This is a genomic window from Streptomyces atratus (assembly GCF_014648655.1).
GTDB classification, from domain to species: domain Bacteria; phylum Actinomycetota; class Actinomycetes; order Streptomycetales; family Streptomycetaceae; genus Streptomyces; species Streptomyces atratus.
Genome location: NZ_BMRN01000009.1, coordinates 276,696 through 292,728 on the forward strand (window position 1 = coordinate 276,696; position 16,033 = coordinate 292,728).

14 protein-coding genes are annotated in these 16,033 nt (G+C 69.6%); 10 read left to right on the forward strand and 4 right to left on the reverse strand.

Annotated features, from left to right (window positions below; all coding sequences use genetic code 11):
* Window positions 1-6 precede the first annotated feature (6 nt).
* Window positions 7-321, reverse strand: coding sequence for an EamA family transporter (locus IEZ15_RS44770; protein ID WP_229845951.1), 315 nt, complete (start codon window positions 319-321; stop codon window positions 7-9).
* Here IEZ15_RS44770 and IEZ15_RS18365 point away from each other — a divergent pair.
* The 6 genes from IEZ15_RS18365 (at window position 209) to IEZ15_RS18390 (ending at window position 6,162) form a co-directional block, all read left to right on the forward strand.
* Window positions 209-793, forward strand: a complete 585-nt coding sequence (locus IEZ15_RS18365) for an SIS domain-containing protein (protein ID WP_189278109.1) — start codon at window positions 209-211, stop codon at window positions 791-793. The genes IEZ15_RS44770 and IEZ15_RS18365 overlap by 113 nt on opposite strands.
* Before the next feature lie 612 nt (window positions 794-1,405).
* Entirely contained in the window at window positions 1,406-2,224 is an 819-nt protein-coding gene (locus IEZ15_RS18370; RefSeq protein WP_229845952.1) for an ABC transporter substrate-binding protein, read from the forward strand.
* 1 nt (window position 2,225) lies between these two features.
* Window positions 2,226-3,212: an amino acid ABC transporter permease gene (locus IEZ15_RS18375; RefSeq protein WP_189278113.1), complete on the forward strand. Its 987-nt coding sequence runs from the start codon at window positions 2,226-2,228 to the stop codon at window positions 3,210-3,212.
* Between the two features lie 3 nt (window positions 3,213-3,215).
* Entirely contained in the window at window positions 3,216-3,986 is a 771-nt protein-coding gene (locus IEZ15_RS18380) for an amino acid ABC transporter ATP-binding protein (RefSeq protein ID WP_308427418.1), read from the forward strand.
* On the forward strand, window positions 3,986-5,236 hold the full coding sequence (locus IEZ15_RS18385) for a M20/M25/M40 family metallo-hydrolase (protein WP_189278115.1): 1,251 nt from the start codon (window positions 3,986-3,988) through the stop codon (window positions 5,234-5,236). The genes IEZ15_RS18380 and IEZ15_RS18385 overlap by 1 nt, the downstream gene beginning before the upstream one ends.
* 26 nt (window positions 5,237-5,262) lie before the next feature.
* Window positions 5,263-6,162 carry a MurR/RpiR family transcriptional regulator gene (locus IEZ15_RS18390; RefSeq protein ID WP_189278117.1) on the forward strand — a complete coding sequence of 300 codons (900 nt, stop codon included), beginning with the start codon at window positions 5,263-5,265 and terminating at the stop codon, window positions 6,160-6,162.
* 44 nt (window positions 6,163-6,206) lie between these two features.
* Here IEZ15_RS18390 and IEZ15_RS18395 read toward each other — a convergent pair whose 3' ends face one another.
* Together IEZ15_RS18395 and IEZ15_RS18400 are read right to left on the reverse strand one after the other, a co-directional pair.
* On the reverse strand, window positions 6,207-7,427 hold the full coding sequence (locus IEZ15_RS18395; RefSeq protein WP_189278119.1) for an MFS transporter: 1,221 nt from the start codon (window positions 7,425-7,427) through the stop codon (window positions 6,207-6,209).
* Window positions 7,428-7,713: 286 nt separating this feature from the next.
* Window positions 7,714-8,589, reverse strand: a complete 876-nt coding sequence (locus IEZ15_RS18400) for a phosphotransferase (RefSeq protein ID WP_189278121.1) — start codon at window positions 8,587-8,589, stop codon at window positions 7,714-7,716.
* 228 nt (window positions 8,590-8,817) lie between these two features.
* Between IEZ15_RS18400 and IEZ15_RS18405 the strand changes: the two genes are divergently transcribed.
* A complete protein-coding gene (locus IEZ15_RS18405; RefSeq protein WP_114242785.1) occupies window positions 8,818-9,438 on the forward strand; it encodes a LysE family transporter in 621 nt (206 codons plus the stop codon).
* 63 nt (window positions 9,439-9,501) lie between these two features.
* Here the strand turns inward: IEZ15_RS18405 and IEZ15_RS18410 are convergent, their stop codons facing one another.
* Window positions 9,502-11,349 (reverse strand): serine hydrolase domain-containing protein, encoded by a 1,848-nt coding sequence (locus IEZ15_RS18410; RefSeq protein WP_189278122.1) that lies wholly within the window; start codon window positions 11,347-11,349, stop codon window positions 9,502-9,504.
* A gap of 182 nt (window positions 11,350-11,531) precedes the next feature.
* Between IEZ15_RS18410 and IEZ15_RS18415 the strand changes: the two genes are divergently transcribed.
* The 3 genes from IEZ15_RS18415 (at window position 11,532) to IEZ15_RS18425 (ending at window position 16,028) form a co-directional block, all read left to right on the forward strand.
* Complete coding sequence (locus IEZ15_RS18415; RefSeq protein WP_114248790.1) at window positions 11,532-12,641, forward strand: NAD(P)H-dependent flavin oxidoreductase; 1,110 nt, start codon at window positions 11,532-11,534, stop codon at window positions 12,639-12,641.
* Window positions 12,638-14,188 (forward strand): acyl-CoA synthetase, encoded by a 1,551-nt coding sequence (locus IEZ15_RS18420; RefSeq protein WP_189278124.1) that lies wholly within the window; start codon window positions 12,638-12,640, stop codon window positions 14,186-14,188. Before IEZ15_RS18415 ends, IEZ15_RS18420 begins: the two co-directional genes overlap by 4 nt.
* 406 nt (window positions 14,189-14,594) lie before the next feature.
* Window positions 14,595-16,028, forward strand: a complete 1,434-nt coding sequence (locus tag IEZ15_RS18425) for an MFS transporter (RefSeq protein WP_373302581.1) — start codon at window positions 14,595-14,597, stop codon at window positions 16,026-16,028.
* The last annotated feature ends 5 nt before the right edge of the window (window positions 16,029-16,033 follow it).

Genomic DNA, 16,033 nt, shown 5'->3' on the forward strand with positions numbered 1-16,033 from the left:
TCGCGTTCAGGGGCTGGCGAGTTCGAGCACGGTGATGCCGGCGAGCACGACAGCGCCGGCGATGAGGCGCAGACGGCCGAAGCGCTCGTGGAAGAGGAGCGTGGCGATCAGCGCCGCGATGAGGATGCTGGTCTCACGCAGGGCGGCGACGGTTGCGAGGTCGCCGTGGGCTTGCGCCCAGATGACGAGGCCATAGGCGAGCAAGGAGATGGCGCCGCCTGCCAGACCGATCCCGCAGACCGGCTTGAGCTGCGCGAACAGGGGTCGGCCGCGTCGGGCGAGTGCCACGCTGACCGCCGACCGGCTGCTCGCCGCGGCCACCGCGCTGAACGCCGCGCCCCGCATCGTGGTCGCGGCGGCCGGCCTCTCCGCCGCCGTGGCCGCCGACGCCGCGTACCGCCTGCGTGCCCTCGGGTGCATCGTCGACGCCCCGGCCGACTTCCTCACCGCTCAACTCGCCGCCGCCCAACTGCCCCCGGGTGCAGTGTGCCTGGCCATCAGTCACACCGGAGCCACCCGCAGTACCGTCGACACTGCCCGTCGCGCCCGCCACGCAGGGGCCGAGGTCATCGGCCTGACCAGCTATGCCCAGTCGCCCCTGAGCGAGACCAGTACGCACACTCTCGTCGCCGGGGGGCAGGACCTCGTCTTCGGGCTGGAAACCACGGCCAGCCGGATTGCCCATCTCGTCACCGTCGACGCCCTCACCCAGACCCTTCTCACCCTTCGCGCAACCACAGCGGAACAGACCCTCCACCTCTCCGCCGACGTCACCGCCGACCATTCCTACTGACCCGGCCGTCGATGCGACACGCAAGAGCGCGGCGATCAGGGATCGCCGCGCCCTCGTGTCCAGGACGGCAGCGGCGGGGCGCGGCGCAGCTCGCCACGTTGTAGACCGCGTTGCTCTTCGCGTTCTGACCGTCGGTGTTGTAGTCGTCGGGTTGATGTGGGGTCCAGGCACGAATGGGCCCTCTGATGTCACCCGTCCCGGCGGAGTGCGAGGTGGTCCAGGCGTGGATTCGGTGCGTTACATATCTCCGCGCAGGTCGATGTTCTGAAACAAGGTTGGGGCGACAGCTGCGACGTGAGGCATGAGTCGGCGATGGGAGTATCTGCAGCTGGTTGCTTGCGTCGCCACAGGGTTCGACCGTTATCGATATGTTACGGGCGTTACAGTATGGCGAAAATGCACCTGACGTGTAACGTGCGGGCATCCGGTCGGCGGTGAACCAACCGCACGGCAGTTCCGCGAGAGGGGTCCGTGTTGCACACCCGCCCAGTCCGCCGCGCAGTAGCGGCCACTGCACTGTTGATCGCATCGTCCACGGCGCTGTCCGCATGTGGAAAAGATGGCGCCGTCGGTGGCGCTGCCGCTCCCGCAGGCGATGTCACCGTCGCAGGTGTGCATGTCACCCGCGACGCGAAACTCCACGCCTCCCTGCCCGCGGCCGTCAGGTCCAGCGGTACGGTCCGGGTGGCCACCGACGTACCGTATGCGCCGTTCATCATGTTCAAGACCGAGGGGCAGCCCGAGCTCACCGGGCTCGACTACGACCTCGGCCAGGCGCTCGGCGCCAAGCTGGGGGTTCGATTCGCCTTCACCGCCCAGAAGTTCGACGGCATCGTGCCCGCCATCCAGGCCGGCAAGTTCGACGCGGTCATCTCGGCCATGACCGACACCAAGGAACGCCAGCGGGTCCTGGACTTCGTGGACTACTCCGTATCGGGCTCGGGAATCCTCGTGGTCAAGGGGAACCCGGACCGGATCACACGGCTCGGTGATCTCTGCGGCAAGAAGGTCGGTACCGAGGCGGCCACCCATCAGCTGGAAGTGCTGCAGGCTCATCAGGTCAAGTGCGCCGAAGCGGGCAGGGACGCCATCTCCATTCAGACGTTCCCGAAGGATTCCGACGCCCAACTCGCCCTGCGATCAAGGAAGGTGGTCGCCGACCTGCTGACGAAGCCCGGCGCAGGCTGGACGGCGAAGACCGCCGACGGCGGCCGAGCCTTCGAGGTCGTCGAGGACCCCGCCGCGAGCGGCGGCTACGAGGCAACCCCCAACGGCATCGGTGTCAGCAAACAGCTTCCCGGGCTGACCGACGCGATCCAGAAGGTTGTACAGGCGCTCATCGACGACGGCACGCTCGGCAAGATCTGCGACAAGTACGGCGCCGCCTCCATCGCGGTGAAGCAGGCCACCAAGAACGCGGCGGTGTCCTGACATGGCAGCCCTCACACCCGCCGGGGCCGTATGCGGCGCCCGGGCCACCGCACCGCATGCCGGGGAGAGCCGCACCGTCGTACCGATCCGGCACTGGGGCCGATGGCTGGCCGCCGCGGCTGCCCTCACCTCCCTCGTCGGCCTGATCGGCTCCCTCGCCGGGAACAAGAACCTGCACTGGGACATCGTCGGGCACTACGTCTTCGCCGACCTCGTGTTCAACGGCCTGGCCACCACCCTGTGGCTCACCGCCGCAGCCATGGCCGTCGGCCTCGGGCTGGGCGTTCTCGTAGCCGTGATGCGCCTGTCGTCCAACCCAGTGCTCCGCACCCTGGCCAACGCGTTCGTCTGGATCTTCCGCGGCACCCCGCTCCTGGTCCAGATCATCTTCTGGGGGTACGCGGGCGCCCTCTACAAACACATCCTGATCGGCATCCCGTTCACCCACATCACCTTCCTGGACATGGACACCAACACGGTGCTCACCCCCGCGGTCGCCGCACTCCTGGCACTGGGACTGAACGAGGCGGCGTACGCGAGCGAGATCGTTCGCGCGGGTATCCAGTCCGTCGACGCGGGACAGGCGGAGGCCGCACACTCGCTCGGCATGCGACCGGCCCTGACCACCCGGCGCATCGTGCTGCCCCAGGCCATGCGGGTCATCATCCCTCCGCTGGGGAACGAGACGATCAACATGCTCAAGATGACCGCTCTGGTCTCGGTGATCTCCGCCCACGACCTGATGTCCAACATCCAGGACGTGTACGCCCAGAACTACCAGGTCATCCCCATGCTCGTGGTCGCCAGCATCTGGTACCTGATCCTCGTCACGGCACTGGGCCTGCCGCAGTCCTGGCTGGAGCGCCGCTACGGCCGTGGCACGGCACCCGCCACCCCTGCCACCGGGCCGCTGCAACGCCTCGTCACGGGCGCCGCACTCCGGATCTCCCGCACCGGCCCCGCCGCATCGACCGACTCGAAGGGATGAGAGATGAGAGTGGAAACGCCGATGGTGCACGCCGAGGGCGTGCGTAAACACTTCGGGAAGGTCTCCGTGCTCCGGGGTATCGACCTGAGCGTCGAACGCGGCCGCGTCTGCTGCCTGCTGGGCCCCTCCGGCTCGGGGAAGTCCACGTTCCTGCGCTGCATCAACCATCTGGAGAAGATCGACGGAGGCAGCCTTTCCGTCGACGGTGCCCCGGTCGGCCACCGGCAGCAGGGCAACCGGCTGTACGAGCTGAAGGAACGCGAGATCGCCCGCGCCCGCCGCGACATCGGGATGGTGTTCCAGCGATTCAATCTCTTTCCGCACATGACGGCGCTGGAGAACGTCATGGAGGCGCCCGTGAAGGTCGCGGGCGTCACCAGGGCCGAGGCACGTGCCGACGCCCTGCGGCTGCTGGACCGGGTAGGCCTCGCCGACCGTGCCGAGCGCTATCCGGCCCAGCTGTCCGGCGGCCAACAGCAACGCGTCGCGATCGCAAGAGCGCTCGCGATGAAGCCCAAACTGATGCTCTTCGACGAACCGACGTCGGCTCTGGACCCGGAACTGGTCGGGGAAGTGCTCGACGTGATGCGGCAGTTGGCCGCGGAAGGGATGACGATGGTCGTCGTCACACACGAGATCGGATTCGCCCGGGAGGTCGCGGACACGGCCGTCTTCATGGACGGCGGTGTCGTGGTCGAGGCCGGTGACCCCCGGCAGGTACTCGGCGATCCCCAGCAGGAACGCACCCGTACCTTCCTGTCGAAGGTCCTGTGATGCCCGAGATACGACAGCGGGGCACGGCAGCCCTGCTGCTCCCCGACGCCCTCGCCCTCCAGCCCCGCTACCTGGCGGACCTGGAACATCTGGTGTCCATCGACTCCGGCTCGTACAGCCCGGAAGGAGTCAATCGCATCGCGGCATGGACCGTGCGACGCCTGACCGGCCTGGGGTTCGAGGTGGACCGGTCGCCCGTCACGGCCCCGGGCCGGGACACGCACTTCGGTGACGTGGTGGTGGGTCGGCTGCGCGGCCGGCTCCTCGCCGAACAGGGCGGACGGCGCATCCTTCTCGCCGGACACCTGGACACCGTCTTCGACGACGGGACGGCGGCGCAGCGTCCCTTCACCCGTAACGGCCCGCTCGCCCACGGCCCCGGAGTCAGCGACGACAAGGGCGGCCTGCTGGCCGGCCTCACCGCCGTGGAACTCCTGCTGCGCCGCGGGATGACGGACTTCGCGGAGATCGTCTTCCTCGCCACCCCCGACGAGGAGATCGGCTCCCCGGCCAGCCGCCGGGTGACCGCGGAGCTCGCCGCGGCCGTCGACTACGGGCTGGGCCTGGAGTGCGCCCGGGAGAACGGCGACCTCGTCATCGCCCGCAAGGGGGTGGCGGACTTCCTGATCACCGTCACGGGACGGGCCGCCCACGCCGGCATCGAACCGGAACGCGGAGCGAACGCCGCGCTCGCCGCCGCACAGCTGCTCATCGTCTGCCAGCAGATGAACGGACGGTGGGGCGACGTCACGGTCAATGTGGGGGTGATCCGGGCCGGCAGTCGTATCAACATCGTCTGTCCCGAGGCCGAGTTGCATGTGGAGGTACGCTCCTCGACCGGATCGGGTATCCAGCGCGCCCGGCAGGCCATCGAGGCCGCCGCCGCCCACCTGACCGTACCGGGCACCACGGCCACCGTGCGGCAGACAGAAGCATGTCCGGCCATGGAGGACACCCCGGCGGCCCGCGCTGTGTTCGCCCACGCGCGGGAAGCCGGGGCAGAGCTCGGCCTCGACCTGGGAGCCGCTGCCACCGGCGGCGTCGGCGACGCCAACACCATTGCCGGAGCCGGGGTGCCGACGCTCGACGGCCTCGGCCCGGTCGGTGGCGGTGACCACAGCCCGCAGGAGTGGCTGGACGTGACGACGGTCCCGCCCAGGGTCGCCCTGCTTGCGGCACTGATCACAGCTCTCGGCTCCACGGCGACAGCCGACCCGGATACCCGGAGCACGCCGATCCGCGTAATCTGAACCCCTTTGGAAAGGTGGCCCGGCCCATGTCCTCACTCGCCGAAGAGATCCGGCAACGGTTCGGTGACCTCAGCCCCGCCGAACGCAAGGTGGCCCGGGTGCTTCTCGCCGGTTACCCATCGGCCGGTTTCGAGACGGTGGCCACGCTCGCCGAACGTGCCGCGGTGAGCGCGCCCACGGTGATCCGTTTCGTCAACCGGCTCGGTTACAAGGGGTTCCCCGACTTCCAGGCGGCGCTGCGGGAGGAGCTGGAGGAACGCAGCGCCTCACCTCTGCAGCTCTACAGCACAAGGGGATACGGCACCACGTCACCCGGGGCACCGGACGAGGAGGGGCGGGACAACGCGCACCCCGAGGGCAGCCAGGACGTCTTCAGCTCCGAGGTCGTCCGTACGCTGCGGGAGCTCCCGCCCCACGACGTGCAGGCGGCGATCTCCCTGCTCTGCCATCCCAAGCGCCGCATCATCCTGGCCGGCGGCCGGTTCACGCATCTGCTGGCGCAGTACCTGGGGCTGCACCTCATGCAACTGCGCGACGACGTGGTCATCCTGCCGGACCGCGACGTGGAGCGGACCGCGGTCCTGGCGGGTCTCGGCCGAAGGGACGTCCTCGTGGTCTTCGACTACCGGCGCTACGAACCGGACAAGATCGTCATCGCCGAGATGGCCGCGCAGTGCGGAAGCAAGGTCGTCCTGTTCACCGACGCCTGGCTCTCGCCGGTGACCAGCCTCGCCGACGTCGTCCTGCCCAGTCATGTCGCCGCGCCTTCGCCGTACGACAGCATGGTCCCGACGCTGGCCACCGTCGAGACGGTGCTCGCCGGGGTGCTCAGGCAGCTTGGCGAGGAAGGGCGCAGCCACTTGGAGCACAGCGAGGACGTGTCCCGCAGGGCAGGTATCCAGCCGGACGACTCCCAGCCTGTTTGAGACGGTGGCTCACCGGGTGCGCTGTCGAGTACACGCCTGCACGCTCAGACGCGATTGACGCGGTACACGTCCCGTACACAGAGGTTGAGGACCGTGGTGGCCACGATGGCACCGGCACAGACCAGGAGCACGGTCCGATCGGCCCAGGCATGTGCGGCGAGCGCGGTGACGAGGTAGCCGAGCGGGATGGCGATGCGCTCCCCGACACCGTTGAACGAACTCATGCGGCCCAGCTCCTCCCGGGGCACGTGCTGTTGGAGCGCGGTGTTCCACGCCACGATGGCGACATCGAGCCCCACGCCCGCGAGCACGGCACTGAGCAGTACCCAGGGCAGGTCCAGGCCCGATCCCAATGCCGCCGGTGGCAGGCAGAGCCCGGAGCCGGTGACGACGGCAACGGCCAGCAGACGGCGGGGCTTCCAGCGCAGGCACACCACCGTCCCCGCAAGCAGTCCGAACGCGAACGCGCCCTGGACGAGCCCCCAGAAGCGCGCCCCCGAGTAGTGCTCGGCGGCGATGACCGGGCCGAGGAGCTGAAAGCCGGCCAGCCATGCGGCGACCACGACCGTTCCGGCGGCGGTGTACGTCCACAGCCAGGTGCGGGAGCGGAAGCCGGACCAGCCCGCCCGCAGGTCGGCCAGGGCGCTGCCCGTCGTGACCGGCGCGCCCAGCCGCAGGCCGAGCAGCAGGAGCGCTGCGACCAGGAAGGTGATTGCATCCCACGACAGGGCCCACGCCGGGCCGCCGACCGCGACGATCAGACCTCCGACGACGGGGCCGAGCACCTTGACGGCATTGTTCGGAAGCCGGACCAGCGCATTGGCCTGCTGCAGGTGCTGCGCCGCGACGAGTTGCCCCACCACACCGATCGCGGCCGGCGCGGTGAAGGCCACGGCGACCCCCGACGCGAAGCCGCACGCGGCGATCGAAGCGGTCGTCGCATGGTGCGTGGCCACCAGCACGGCGAGCATCCCCTGCGCGGCCGCGGACAGGAGATTGCTCAGAAACAGAATCCGGCTGCGCGACAGACGATCCGCGAGGACGCCGCCCGCGACGGTGAAGACAATCGTCGGTACGGAGTTCGTGGCCAGCACGATGCCGAGGGACCCGGCTCCGCCGCCCTGTCCGATCACCGCATAGGCGAGGGCGAGGGGAGCCATCGCGGACCCGGTCGCCGAAATGAGATTGGCGAGGACGAACCGCCGGAAAGCGGCAACTCGCAGTGGCCCCAAGGGAGTTGTCGGTTGCTCGATCGCGACTTTCATGTTCCTCCTGTAGTCGCCCGGCGGGATCCTGTCCTGCTCTCGGAAGCAGTCGAAGCGGTGAGTGTACGGCCGCCCGCATCCGGGTCGGTCCGCGCTCCGCGGCTCCTGGGACCGTCCCGGCCGGCGAGCCAGCTCGGTGCCTGGGCGGTGGTGAGGGGGCGGTCGCAGCCGGTCGCGGCGGATCCCATTCGTGCCAACCCGCTGACCGCGGAAGGTCATCCCCCTGCCATCACCTGCAACGCTTCGCTCAGTACAGCCCCGCCGCAGCACACGTGCCCTCCGCTCGTCACACGCGTTGCTCCGCCAGGTCGAGCCAGTGCTCGACGTCACCCGGCGCGAAGTGCCTGATGGCCCAGTCGACCATGCGCAGACTCATATGCGCCCAGGAGGGACGCAGGACATCGTCGGGCAGGCCGTCCAGAATCTCGTCGAGGCGGCTCGTGACGCCCGGGGCCTGCTCGTTCGCATGCAGCCCGAAGCGCAGGGTGACCAGGTCGAAACGGCGGTCGCCCCGGCCGGCGCCGTCCCAGTCGATGACGCCGGTGACCGAACCGTCGAGGGCGAGCAGGTTGCCGTGGTGAAAGTCGTGGTGCACGACGTCGTGCCCGCGCAGTTGGTGTGGGAGATCGGCCCCGACCGACGTGACCCGGTGCTCCAGGGCACCACTGCGCCGGCTGTGCCGACGCAGTGGCCCGTGAAGACAGTAGCCGGGGCCGTCGTCGAGCAGATACAGGTTCATCGACGGGACATCCGTACGTCCGGCCAACAGCCCCGCCTGCGACTCGTTCAGGGCCAGTGCCTGATCCAGACCATGGTGGTCCAGACACTTCACCGGTGTGCCCGGCAGGCACTCCTGGACCAGAGCGACCGCGTGATCCACCTGGACCGCCAACTCCGTCGACGGGCAGGGATACCTCTGCGCTCGCAGCACTTCGCACACCGCCAACGGTCCCGCCCGCAGATCCTTGAGCTGCGTATCCGGCCGCCACTTCAGAACGGACCGATGGCCGTCGGGCCACCGCACGTACGCGGCACCGACCTCCCCTCCCGGACAGGGTCCCTCCACCACCAGCCGGACACCTGCCTCGACGTGGAGAGCCTCTGCCACCCGGTCGGCATCAAGTCGCTCGGCGCGCGTCCAGTTCTGCGGAGATGTGGTCATCGGAGCATTCTCCGTCGAAGGAACCCGCCCCGTGGACGGGGGTGTCGATGCCGCGCTGCCGGCCCGGACGGTCCGACGCCGAGAAAATGCCTTGCCCACGGTGCCGCGCAGGCCCCACCATCGGCCCATGGAATCGATCACCGCCCCGCTGTCGCCGATCTCCGCCGCCCGCTCGGTGCGCGGCCGGCAGCAGCCCGGCCGACTGCGGAGACCGACTGCCGAACGCGCGTGATCGCCGTCCTGGTCGCGGGACTTCTGGCCGGGTACGGCATTGCCATACCGGTGGGGGCGGTCGGGACCTACTTGGTGGGCCTCACAGCCCGGACGTCCCTGAGGACGGGGGTCTGCGCGGCCCTGGGTGTCGCAACCGCCGACGGTCTCTACGCGGTCGCCGCGGTGGTGGGGGGTTCCTCGCTCACGCATGTGCTCACGCCGGTCATGCCGCCCCTGCGATGGGCGTCGGCACTGGTGCTGATCGCGCTGGCGGTCCGCGGCGGTACGGTGGCGATCGTGCGGTACCGGGGGCGGCGGACAGCGGCCCGGATCGGGACGGACCCTGTCAGTCCGGCACGGTCCTACCTGATGCTGCTCGGGATGACCATGATGAACCCCGCCACTGTCATCTACTTCGCGGCGCTCGTGCTCGGCAGCCGTACCACCGCCGACGCCGACCTCCTGGAACGGGTGGTGTTCGTACTGGCCGCCTTTGTGGCGTCGGCCAGTTGGCAGCTGCTGCTCGCCGGTGGGGGAGCGCTGCTCGGCCGGGCGGTGACGAGCAGCCGAGGGCAGCTCGTCACCGCTCTGGTCTCCAGCGTCCTCATCACGGCACTCGCCGTCCAGCTGCTGTGACCGTGCCGGGGAAGGGGGACGGCCCTTCCCCGGCACGGCCGGCCAATGGCTCGACTGCCCGCCTCAGTCCGCCGAGGCCGTCCATCCCAGCGCCTCGATGCCCGTGGCATCCCCGGACCGGCTCTCGTCGAAGACCGTCCGGTTGCCGTCCTCGACCCGGACGGCGTTCACGTACACCCCGCGCCCGACGTACCGCTGATCCGTGGCGTACCGCCACCGCAGCCGCACCTCCTTACCGCGCCATGCGGCGAGGTCCGCGTCGAGACGGTGCCAGACCCGGCCGGACCAGCCGGAGACCGAGCCCGTCGGATGCGGTTCGGGCTCGGTGTGGTGTTGACCGGCCATCGGTACGGTGGTGAACGGCACCGCCTGCCAGGTCGACCCTGCGTCCGCCGACGCCTCCAGGAAGAGGAAATCGGACCCGGGCTCGGTGTCCCACCACAGGGCCGAGCTCAGCCGGGCCCGCGACGACGCGAGACGCAGCGCGGGCAGCGTGAGCGTGGCGCCGGTGCCGCTCACCAGTCCCGAGAACCACGCCGTACGCCCCCGGGCGGGACGGACCGCGACGGCGCGCGCCATCTGGTTGGCGGTGGCGACGCGCGGCGCGCTTCCGGAGCGCCAACTGCGCACCGGATGCACCGAGTTGCCGAGGACGATCAGGAACGAGTCCGTCGTGGGGTCCAGGACAAGACTGGTGCCGGTGAAACCGGTGTGGCCCGCGGTACGAGGGGTTGCCATGGCCCCCATGTACCAGTGCTGGTAGAGCTCGAATCCGAGTCCGTGCGCATCGCCGGGGAACGCGGTGTTGAAGTCCGTGAACAGCAGGTCCACCGATTCCGCGGAGAGAATCCTCGCGCGGCCGTAGATCCCGCCGTTGAGCAGTGTACGGGCGAGGATCGCGAGGTCCCAGGCACAGGAGAACACTCCGGCGTGGCCCGCCACGCCGTCCAGACTGTACGCGTTCTCGTCGTGCACCTCGCCCCAGACCAGCCCGCGGTCGAGGCCGGACCAAGGGAGCCGGGCATCCTCGGTTGCGGCGATCTTCGGCCTCCAGGAGGCCGGCGGATTGTACCGAGTGCGGTGCATGCCGAGCGGAGCAGTGATCTGCTCACGGAGCAGGACATCCTCCGTGCGGCCGGTGATCTTCTCCAGGACCAGTTGCAGCGAGATCAGATTGAGGTCGGAGTAGAGGTAGACCGTGCCGGGCGGGTTGGCAGGCACCTCGTTCCAGAGCAGCTCCAGCTTCCCCTCCCGCGTAGGTGCCTTGTACAGCGGAATCCAGGCGCGGAAGCCCGACGTATGCGTGAGCAACTGACGGATCGTGATGTCCTGCTTGCCGCCGCCGGCGAAATCGGGCAGATACGAGGCAACCTTCGCCTCCAGCTCCAGCGTTCCGCGCTCGATCTGCTGCACGGCCAGGATCGAGGTGAACAGCTTCGACACCGAAGCCAGGTCGAAGACCGTGTCCTCGGCCATGGCGATCTGCTGGTCGGGCGGGAACTCCACCCCCGTGTCGGTCTTCTCGTCGTACGCCGCGTAGCGCACGGCCTTGCCGATCGGGTGGTGCAGTGCCACCGTGCCACCCCGCCCGGCGAGCAGCACCGCACCTGCGTACCAAGGGTGCTTGGGGGAGTTGGAGAGGAACTTCTCCGCATCGACGACCAATTGATCCAAAGGTCCCTGCAACAACCCGGCGCGGGCGGCGGATCCGCGCCGCAGCGTGCGGGCCTGCCCGGATGCCGTGCTCGTCCCGATCCCTGTGTGCATACCCGACGACCTTGCCCCCGACTCCATGGCCGACGCCCGTTCCGCGAATGGAATCGGCGCCAGGGCGAGTGCTCCGCCCAGGGCCAGCATCCCACCGCCCAGCCTGCGTCGGCTGATCCCTCTGCCGGCCGCGTCCTCGGTCATCCGGAACCCCTTCCTGCTGCGCGAAAGTAACTTTCGAAATTTCGTCCGACGATGAAACTTCCTGCCGCCGCAGAGATTACTGTCACCACTGCTGTCGCGGAGGCCCCCGGCGTCACAAAGAATCTGACACTTCATCAGGAAATCTCTTCCCTCGGATGTCCGACTGCGGCATCCTGCGCCCCATGGAGACGGAGCTGAGCAAGAAACTGGGAGTCGAGCACGCCATCTTCGGCTTCACGCCGTTCCCCGCGGTGGCCGCGGCCATCACCCGGGCCGGCGGATTCGGCGTACTCGGCGCGGTCCGCTACACCGCCCCCGACGACCTCGCACGCGACCTGGACTGGATGCAGGAGCACACCGACGGCAAGCCGTACGGTCTCGATGTCGTCATGCCCGCGAAGAAGGTGGAGGGGGTGACCGAGGCCGACATCGAGGCGATGATCCCGGCCGGACACCGCCAGTTCGTCCAGGAGACCCTGGCCAAGCACGGCGTACCGGAACTCGCCGAGGGCGAGGCGTCCGGCTGGCGTATCACCGGATGGATGGAGGAAGTCGCCCGCAACCAGCTCGACGTCGCCTTCGACCACCCCATCAAACTCCTCGCCAACGCCCTCGGGTCGCCGCCTGCCGACGTCGTCCGACGCGCCCACGATCAGGATGTTCTCGTCGCCGCGCTCGCCGGAAGTGCCAGACACGCCCGCCACCACGCGGACGCGGGCATCGACGTCGTCGTCGCCCAGGGGTATGAGGCGGGCGGCCACACCGGTGAGATCGCCTCCATGGTCCTGGTCCCGGACGTGGTCGACGCCGTGGGGCAGCTTCCCGTCCTCGCCGCCGGCGGCATCGGCAGCGGCGAGCAGATCGCCGCCGGACTCGCCCTCGGCGCCCAGGGCGTGTGGCTCGGCTCCCTCTGGCTGACCACGCAAGAGGCGGACCTCCACTCCCGCGCGCTGACCCGCAAGCTCCTTGCCGCGGGCTCCGGCGACACCGTCCGCTCCCGCGCGCTCACCGGTAAACCCGCACGCCAGCTCCGTACCGAATGGACCGACGCCTGGGACGACCCGTCGGGTCCCGGCACCCTGCCCATGCCGCTCCAGGGGCTGCTGGTCGCCGAAGCCGTCTCCCGTATTCAGAAGTACGAGACCGGTGCGCTGCTCGGCACCCCCGTCGGCCAGATCGTCGGCCGGATGAACAGCGAACGCAGCGTTCAGGCCGTCTTCGACGATCTGACCCGCGGCTTCGAACGAGCAGTGGACCGGATCAACCGCATCGCCGGACGGAGCGCCTCATGACCCCGCCGCCCAACGGCTTCTGGGCCCAGGCCACCGCCGATCCTGGCCGTACGGTTCTGATCGCACCCGACGGCGAGAGCTGGACGGCGGGCCGGCTCCACGCCGCAGCCAACCGCCTGGTCCACGGACTGCGCGCGGCCGGGCTCCGACGGGGCGACGCCTTCGCGGTCGTCCTGCCCAACGGCGTCGAGTTCTTCACCGCCTACCTCGCCGCCTCCCAGGCCGGTTTCTATCTCGTACCCGTCAACCACCACTTCGTCGGCCCCGAGATCGCCTGGATCGTCGCCGACTCCGGAGCCAAGGTGCTCATCGCCCACGAGCGGTTCGCCCAGGCGGCGACCGCGGCCGCGGACGAGGCCGAGCTTCCGGCCGGCCACCGCTATGCCGTAGGCACGGTCGACGGCTTCCGCCCGTACGCCGAACTGCTCGAAGGACAGTCCGACGCACCCCCCGAGGCCCGCACCCTCGGCTGGGTCATGAACTACACCTCGGGAACCACCGGCCGCCCGCGCGGCATCCGCCGTCCGCTCCCCGGCAAGCTCCCCGAGGAGAGCCACCTCGGCGGATTCCTCGGCATCTTCGGCGTCAAACCCTTCGACGACAACGTCCATCTCGTCTGCTCGCCGCTCTACCACACGGCCGTCCTCCAATTCGCGGGAGCGTCCCTGCACATCGGGCACCCGCTGGTCGTGATGGACAAGTGGACGCCCGAAGAGATGCTGCGCCTCATCGACACTCACCGCTGCACCCACACGCACATGGTCCCGACCCAGTTCCACCGCCTCCTCGCCCTCCCCGACGAGGTGAAGCGGGGATACGACGTCACGGCCATGCGCCACGCCATCCACGGCGCAGCACCCTGCCCCGACCACGTCAAACGGGCCATGATCGACTGGTGGGGGCGGTGCGTCGAGGAGTACTACGCGGCCAGCGAGGGCGGCGGCGCATTCGCCACCGCCGAGGACTGGCTGAAGAAACCGGGCACGGTCGGCAGGGCCTGGCCGATCAGCGAACTCGCCGTCTTCGACGACGACGGCAACCGCCTGCCGGCCGGTGAGCTCGGCACCGTCTACATGAAGATGAACACCGGCGGCTTCAGCTACCACAAGGACGAGACCAAGACGAGGAAGAACCGCATCGGCGACTTCTTCACCGTCGGCGACCTCGGCATCCTCGACGAGGACGGCTACCTCTTCCTCCGCGACCGCAAGATCGACATGATCATCTCCGGTGGTGTCAACATCTACCCCGCCGAGATCGAGAGTGCCCTCCTCAGCCACCCCGCGGTCGCCGACGTGGCCGTGTTCGGCATTCCGCATCCCGACTGGGGCGAGGAGGTCAAGGCGGTCGTCGAACCGGCCGGGACACACGGGGCGGGGGAAGCGCTGGCCGCCGAGATCCTGCGCCACTGCGAACACCATCTGGCCGGGTACAAGCGCCCCAGGAGCATCGACTTCATCGAGGAGATGCCCCGCGATCCCAACGGCAAGCTGTACAAGAGGCGGCTGCGCGATCCGTACTGGGAGGGCCACCAGCGGGCACTGTGAGCCACCGTCCGAAGCCCGTTGCCCGTCGAACGCTCCCGGTCGGCCGAGGCAGCGGGCTGCCCTTGCCGAACGGACGGCGTCCACGCGATCATGACCGCAGCTACAGTGATCCGGCTGTCGAACGATATAGGAGTCCGGCGGGGCCGAGATCACTCCGGGGGAGCCGTGGTCATTTGAGCCCTGTCCGGGGAAGACCGCGGCGGAGCGAGCCCGCGGGTGTCACCAAGGCGCGAACTCACCTCCGCGTGGAGTTCTGACGGACAGTCACCGACGTAACCCTCGGCGCAGGAGCGGGGACGAGGTGTGGGCCAGGGGACCCCGATGCGTCATCGGTCCGTGCCCGGGGCGCGCGGCAGCCCGAAAACGAGTGGCATGTCCTCGTGCGCTCCACATAGCTTGTGCGCTCGTGACCGATTCCCACAAGCGCTCATCGAGTGGCTCGCCTGCGACGACGGCCGATCGTCCGCCGACGCACTCCGAAACCGCTGAGGGACTGTTCTCCAGAACGTACGCGGCCGCCACGTCCGGTTTCGCCGCGGTGATGTTCCTGACCGGGCTCGCCGCGCTGGCCGTGGTCCCCACACTGCCGACGGCCGCCCGGGACCTGGACGGGGTGCCGCTCTTCCCGCTGGTGGCGGGATGCTTCGTGGCGGCGAGTCTGCTGGGCGGGGTACTGGGCGGTCATTGGGCGGACCGTTCCGGGGCGCAACGTCCGCTGGCGGCGGGCATGGTGCTGGCCGTGGCCACCCTGCTCGTCTCGGCCGCCAGCACCTCGATCTGGCAACTGGCAGCCGGGCGCTTCCTGGACGGACTGGCGGGCGGGATGGTCGCCGTGTCGATCAATGCCGCCATCGGCCAGGCCTACCCCGACCGGCTTCGGTCGCGCGCTCTGGCGTTGATGAGTGCCTGCTGGATCATTCCGTCGCTGGTCGGCCCCCCGCTGGCCGGACTGGTCGCCGAATGGTGGTCCTGGCGCGCGGTGTTCTACGGTCTGGCCGCCCTGACCGTGCTGCCGGCGCTGGCCGTGGTGGCCGTGCTGCGCGGCTGTTCCTCGCCGGCCGCGCCCGCGCAGTCGGGAGACAGACCGTCGCGCCCTGCGCTGATGGTCGCGACAGCGGTGAGCGTGGGCGCGGCGCTGGGGCAGTACGGCTCCTCTGGCTGGGACCTGCGCCACCTGCTCTTCGCGGTGGGAGGGCTCGCCCTGCTGGTGGTGTTCACGCCGCGGCTGCTGCCGCCGGGCACTTGGTGTGCCGTGCGCGGCCTGCCGGCCACGGTGCTGCTGCGCGGGCTGAGTTCAGGGGTGTTCTTCACACTGGAGGCACTCGTACCGCTGATGCTGGTCACCGACCGGGACGTGGCCCCCGTGGTGACGGGCCTGGCCTTCACGGGTGCTGCCGTGGCCTGGGCCGCCTCCTCCTGGGTGCAGAGCCGTCTGCTGGAGCGCGTCCCCCGGCACCGCCTGGTCGTGGCCGGTGCGCTGGTGCTGGCGGTAGCGGTCGTGGTCGCCGCCGTGGGGACGCTTCCTGTGATGCCCGCGTCCCTTGCCGCATCCGCGATGGTCGTCGCGGCCGTCGGCATGGGCCTGCTCGCTCCTTCGCTCACCGTGCTGTCGCTCTCCCACGCCCCGTCCGGCCGGCAGGGCTGTGCCAGCAGCGCGATGCAGACCAGTCAGAACCTGGGCCAGATAACGGTTCTGGGCGTTTCTTCCACCTTGTTCAACGCCTGTGTGGGCGCCGGCTCGACCGAACCCGTCGGCTACTGCGCCGCCTTCGGGCTGCTGCTCGCGCCGTGCATCCTGGCGACCCTGCTCGCCACTCGCGCCCGCGCCCGCGGCGCGTGAGCGAA

Bases quoted from the DNA above. Each gene is read 5' to 3' on its own strand.
- IEZ15_RS18365 (WP_189278109.1), top strand. From the start codon at position 209: ATGGCGCCGCCTGCCAGACCGATCCCGCAGACCGGCTTGAGCTGCGCG.
- IEZ15_RS18375 (WP_189278113.1), top strand. From the start codon at position 2,226: ATGGCAGCCCTCACACCCGCCGGGGCCGTATGCGGCGCCCGGGCCACC.
- IEZ15_RS18380 (WP_308427418.1), top strand. From the start codon at position 3,216: ATGAGAGTGGAAACGCCGATGGTGCACGCCGAGGGCGTGCGTAAACAC.
- IEZ15_RS18385 (WP_189278115.1), top strand. From the start codon at position 3,986: ATGCCCGAGATACGACAGCGGGGCACGGCAGCCCTGCTGCTCCCCGAC.
- IEZ15_RS18390 (WP_189278117.1), top strand. From the start codon at position 5,263: ATGTCCTCACTCGCCGAAGAGATCCGGCAACGGTTCGGTGACCTCAGC.
- IEZ15_RS18395 (WP_189278119.1), bottom strand. From the start codon at position 7,427: ATGAAAGTCGCGATCGAGCAACCGACAACTCCCTTGGGGCCACTGCGA.
- IEZ15_RS18400 (WP_189278121.1), bottom strand. From the start codon at position 8,589: ATGACCACATCTCCGCAGAACTGGACGCGCGCCGAGCGACTTGATGCC.
- IEZ15_RS18410 (WP_189278122.1), bottom strand. From the start codon at position 11,349: ATGACCGAGGACGCGGCCGGCAGAGGGATCAGCCGACGCAGGCTGGGC.
- IEZ15_RS18415 (WP_114248790.1), top strand. From the start codon at position 11,532: ATGGAGACGGAGCTGAGCAAGAAACTGGGAGTCGAGCACGCCATCTTC.
- IEZ15_RS18420 (WP_189278124.1), top strand. From the start codon at position 12,638: ATGACCCCGCCGCCCAACGGCTTCTGGGCCCAGGCCACCGCCGATCCT.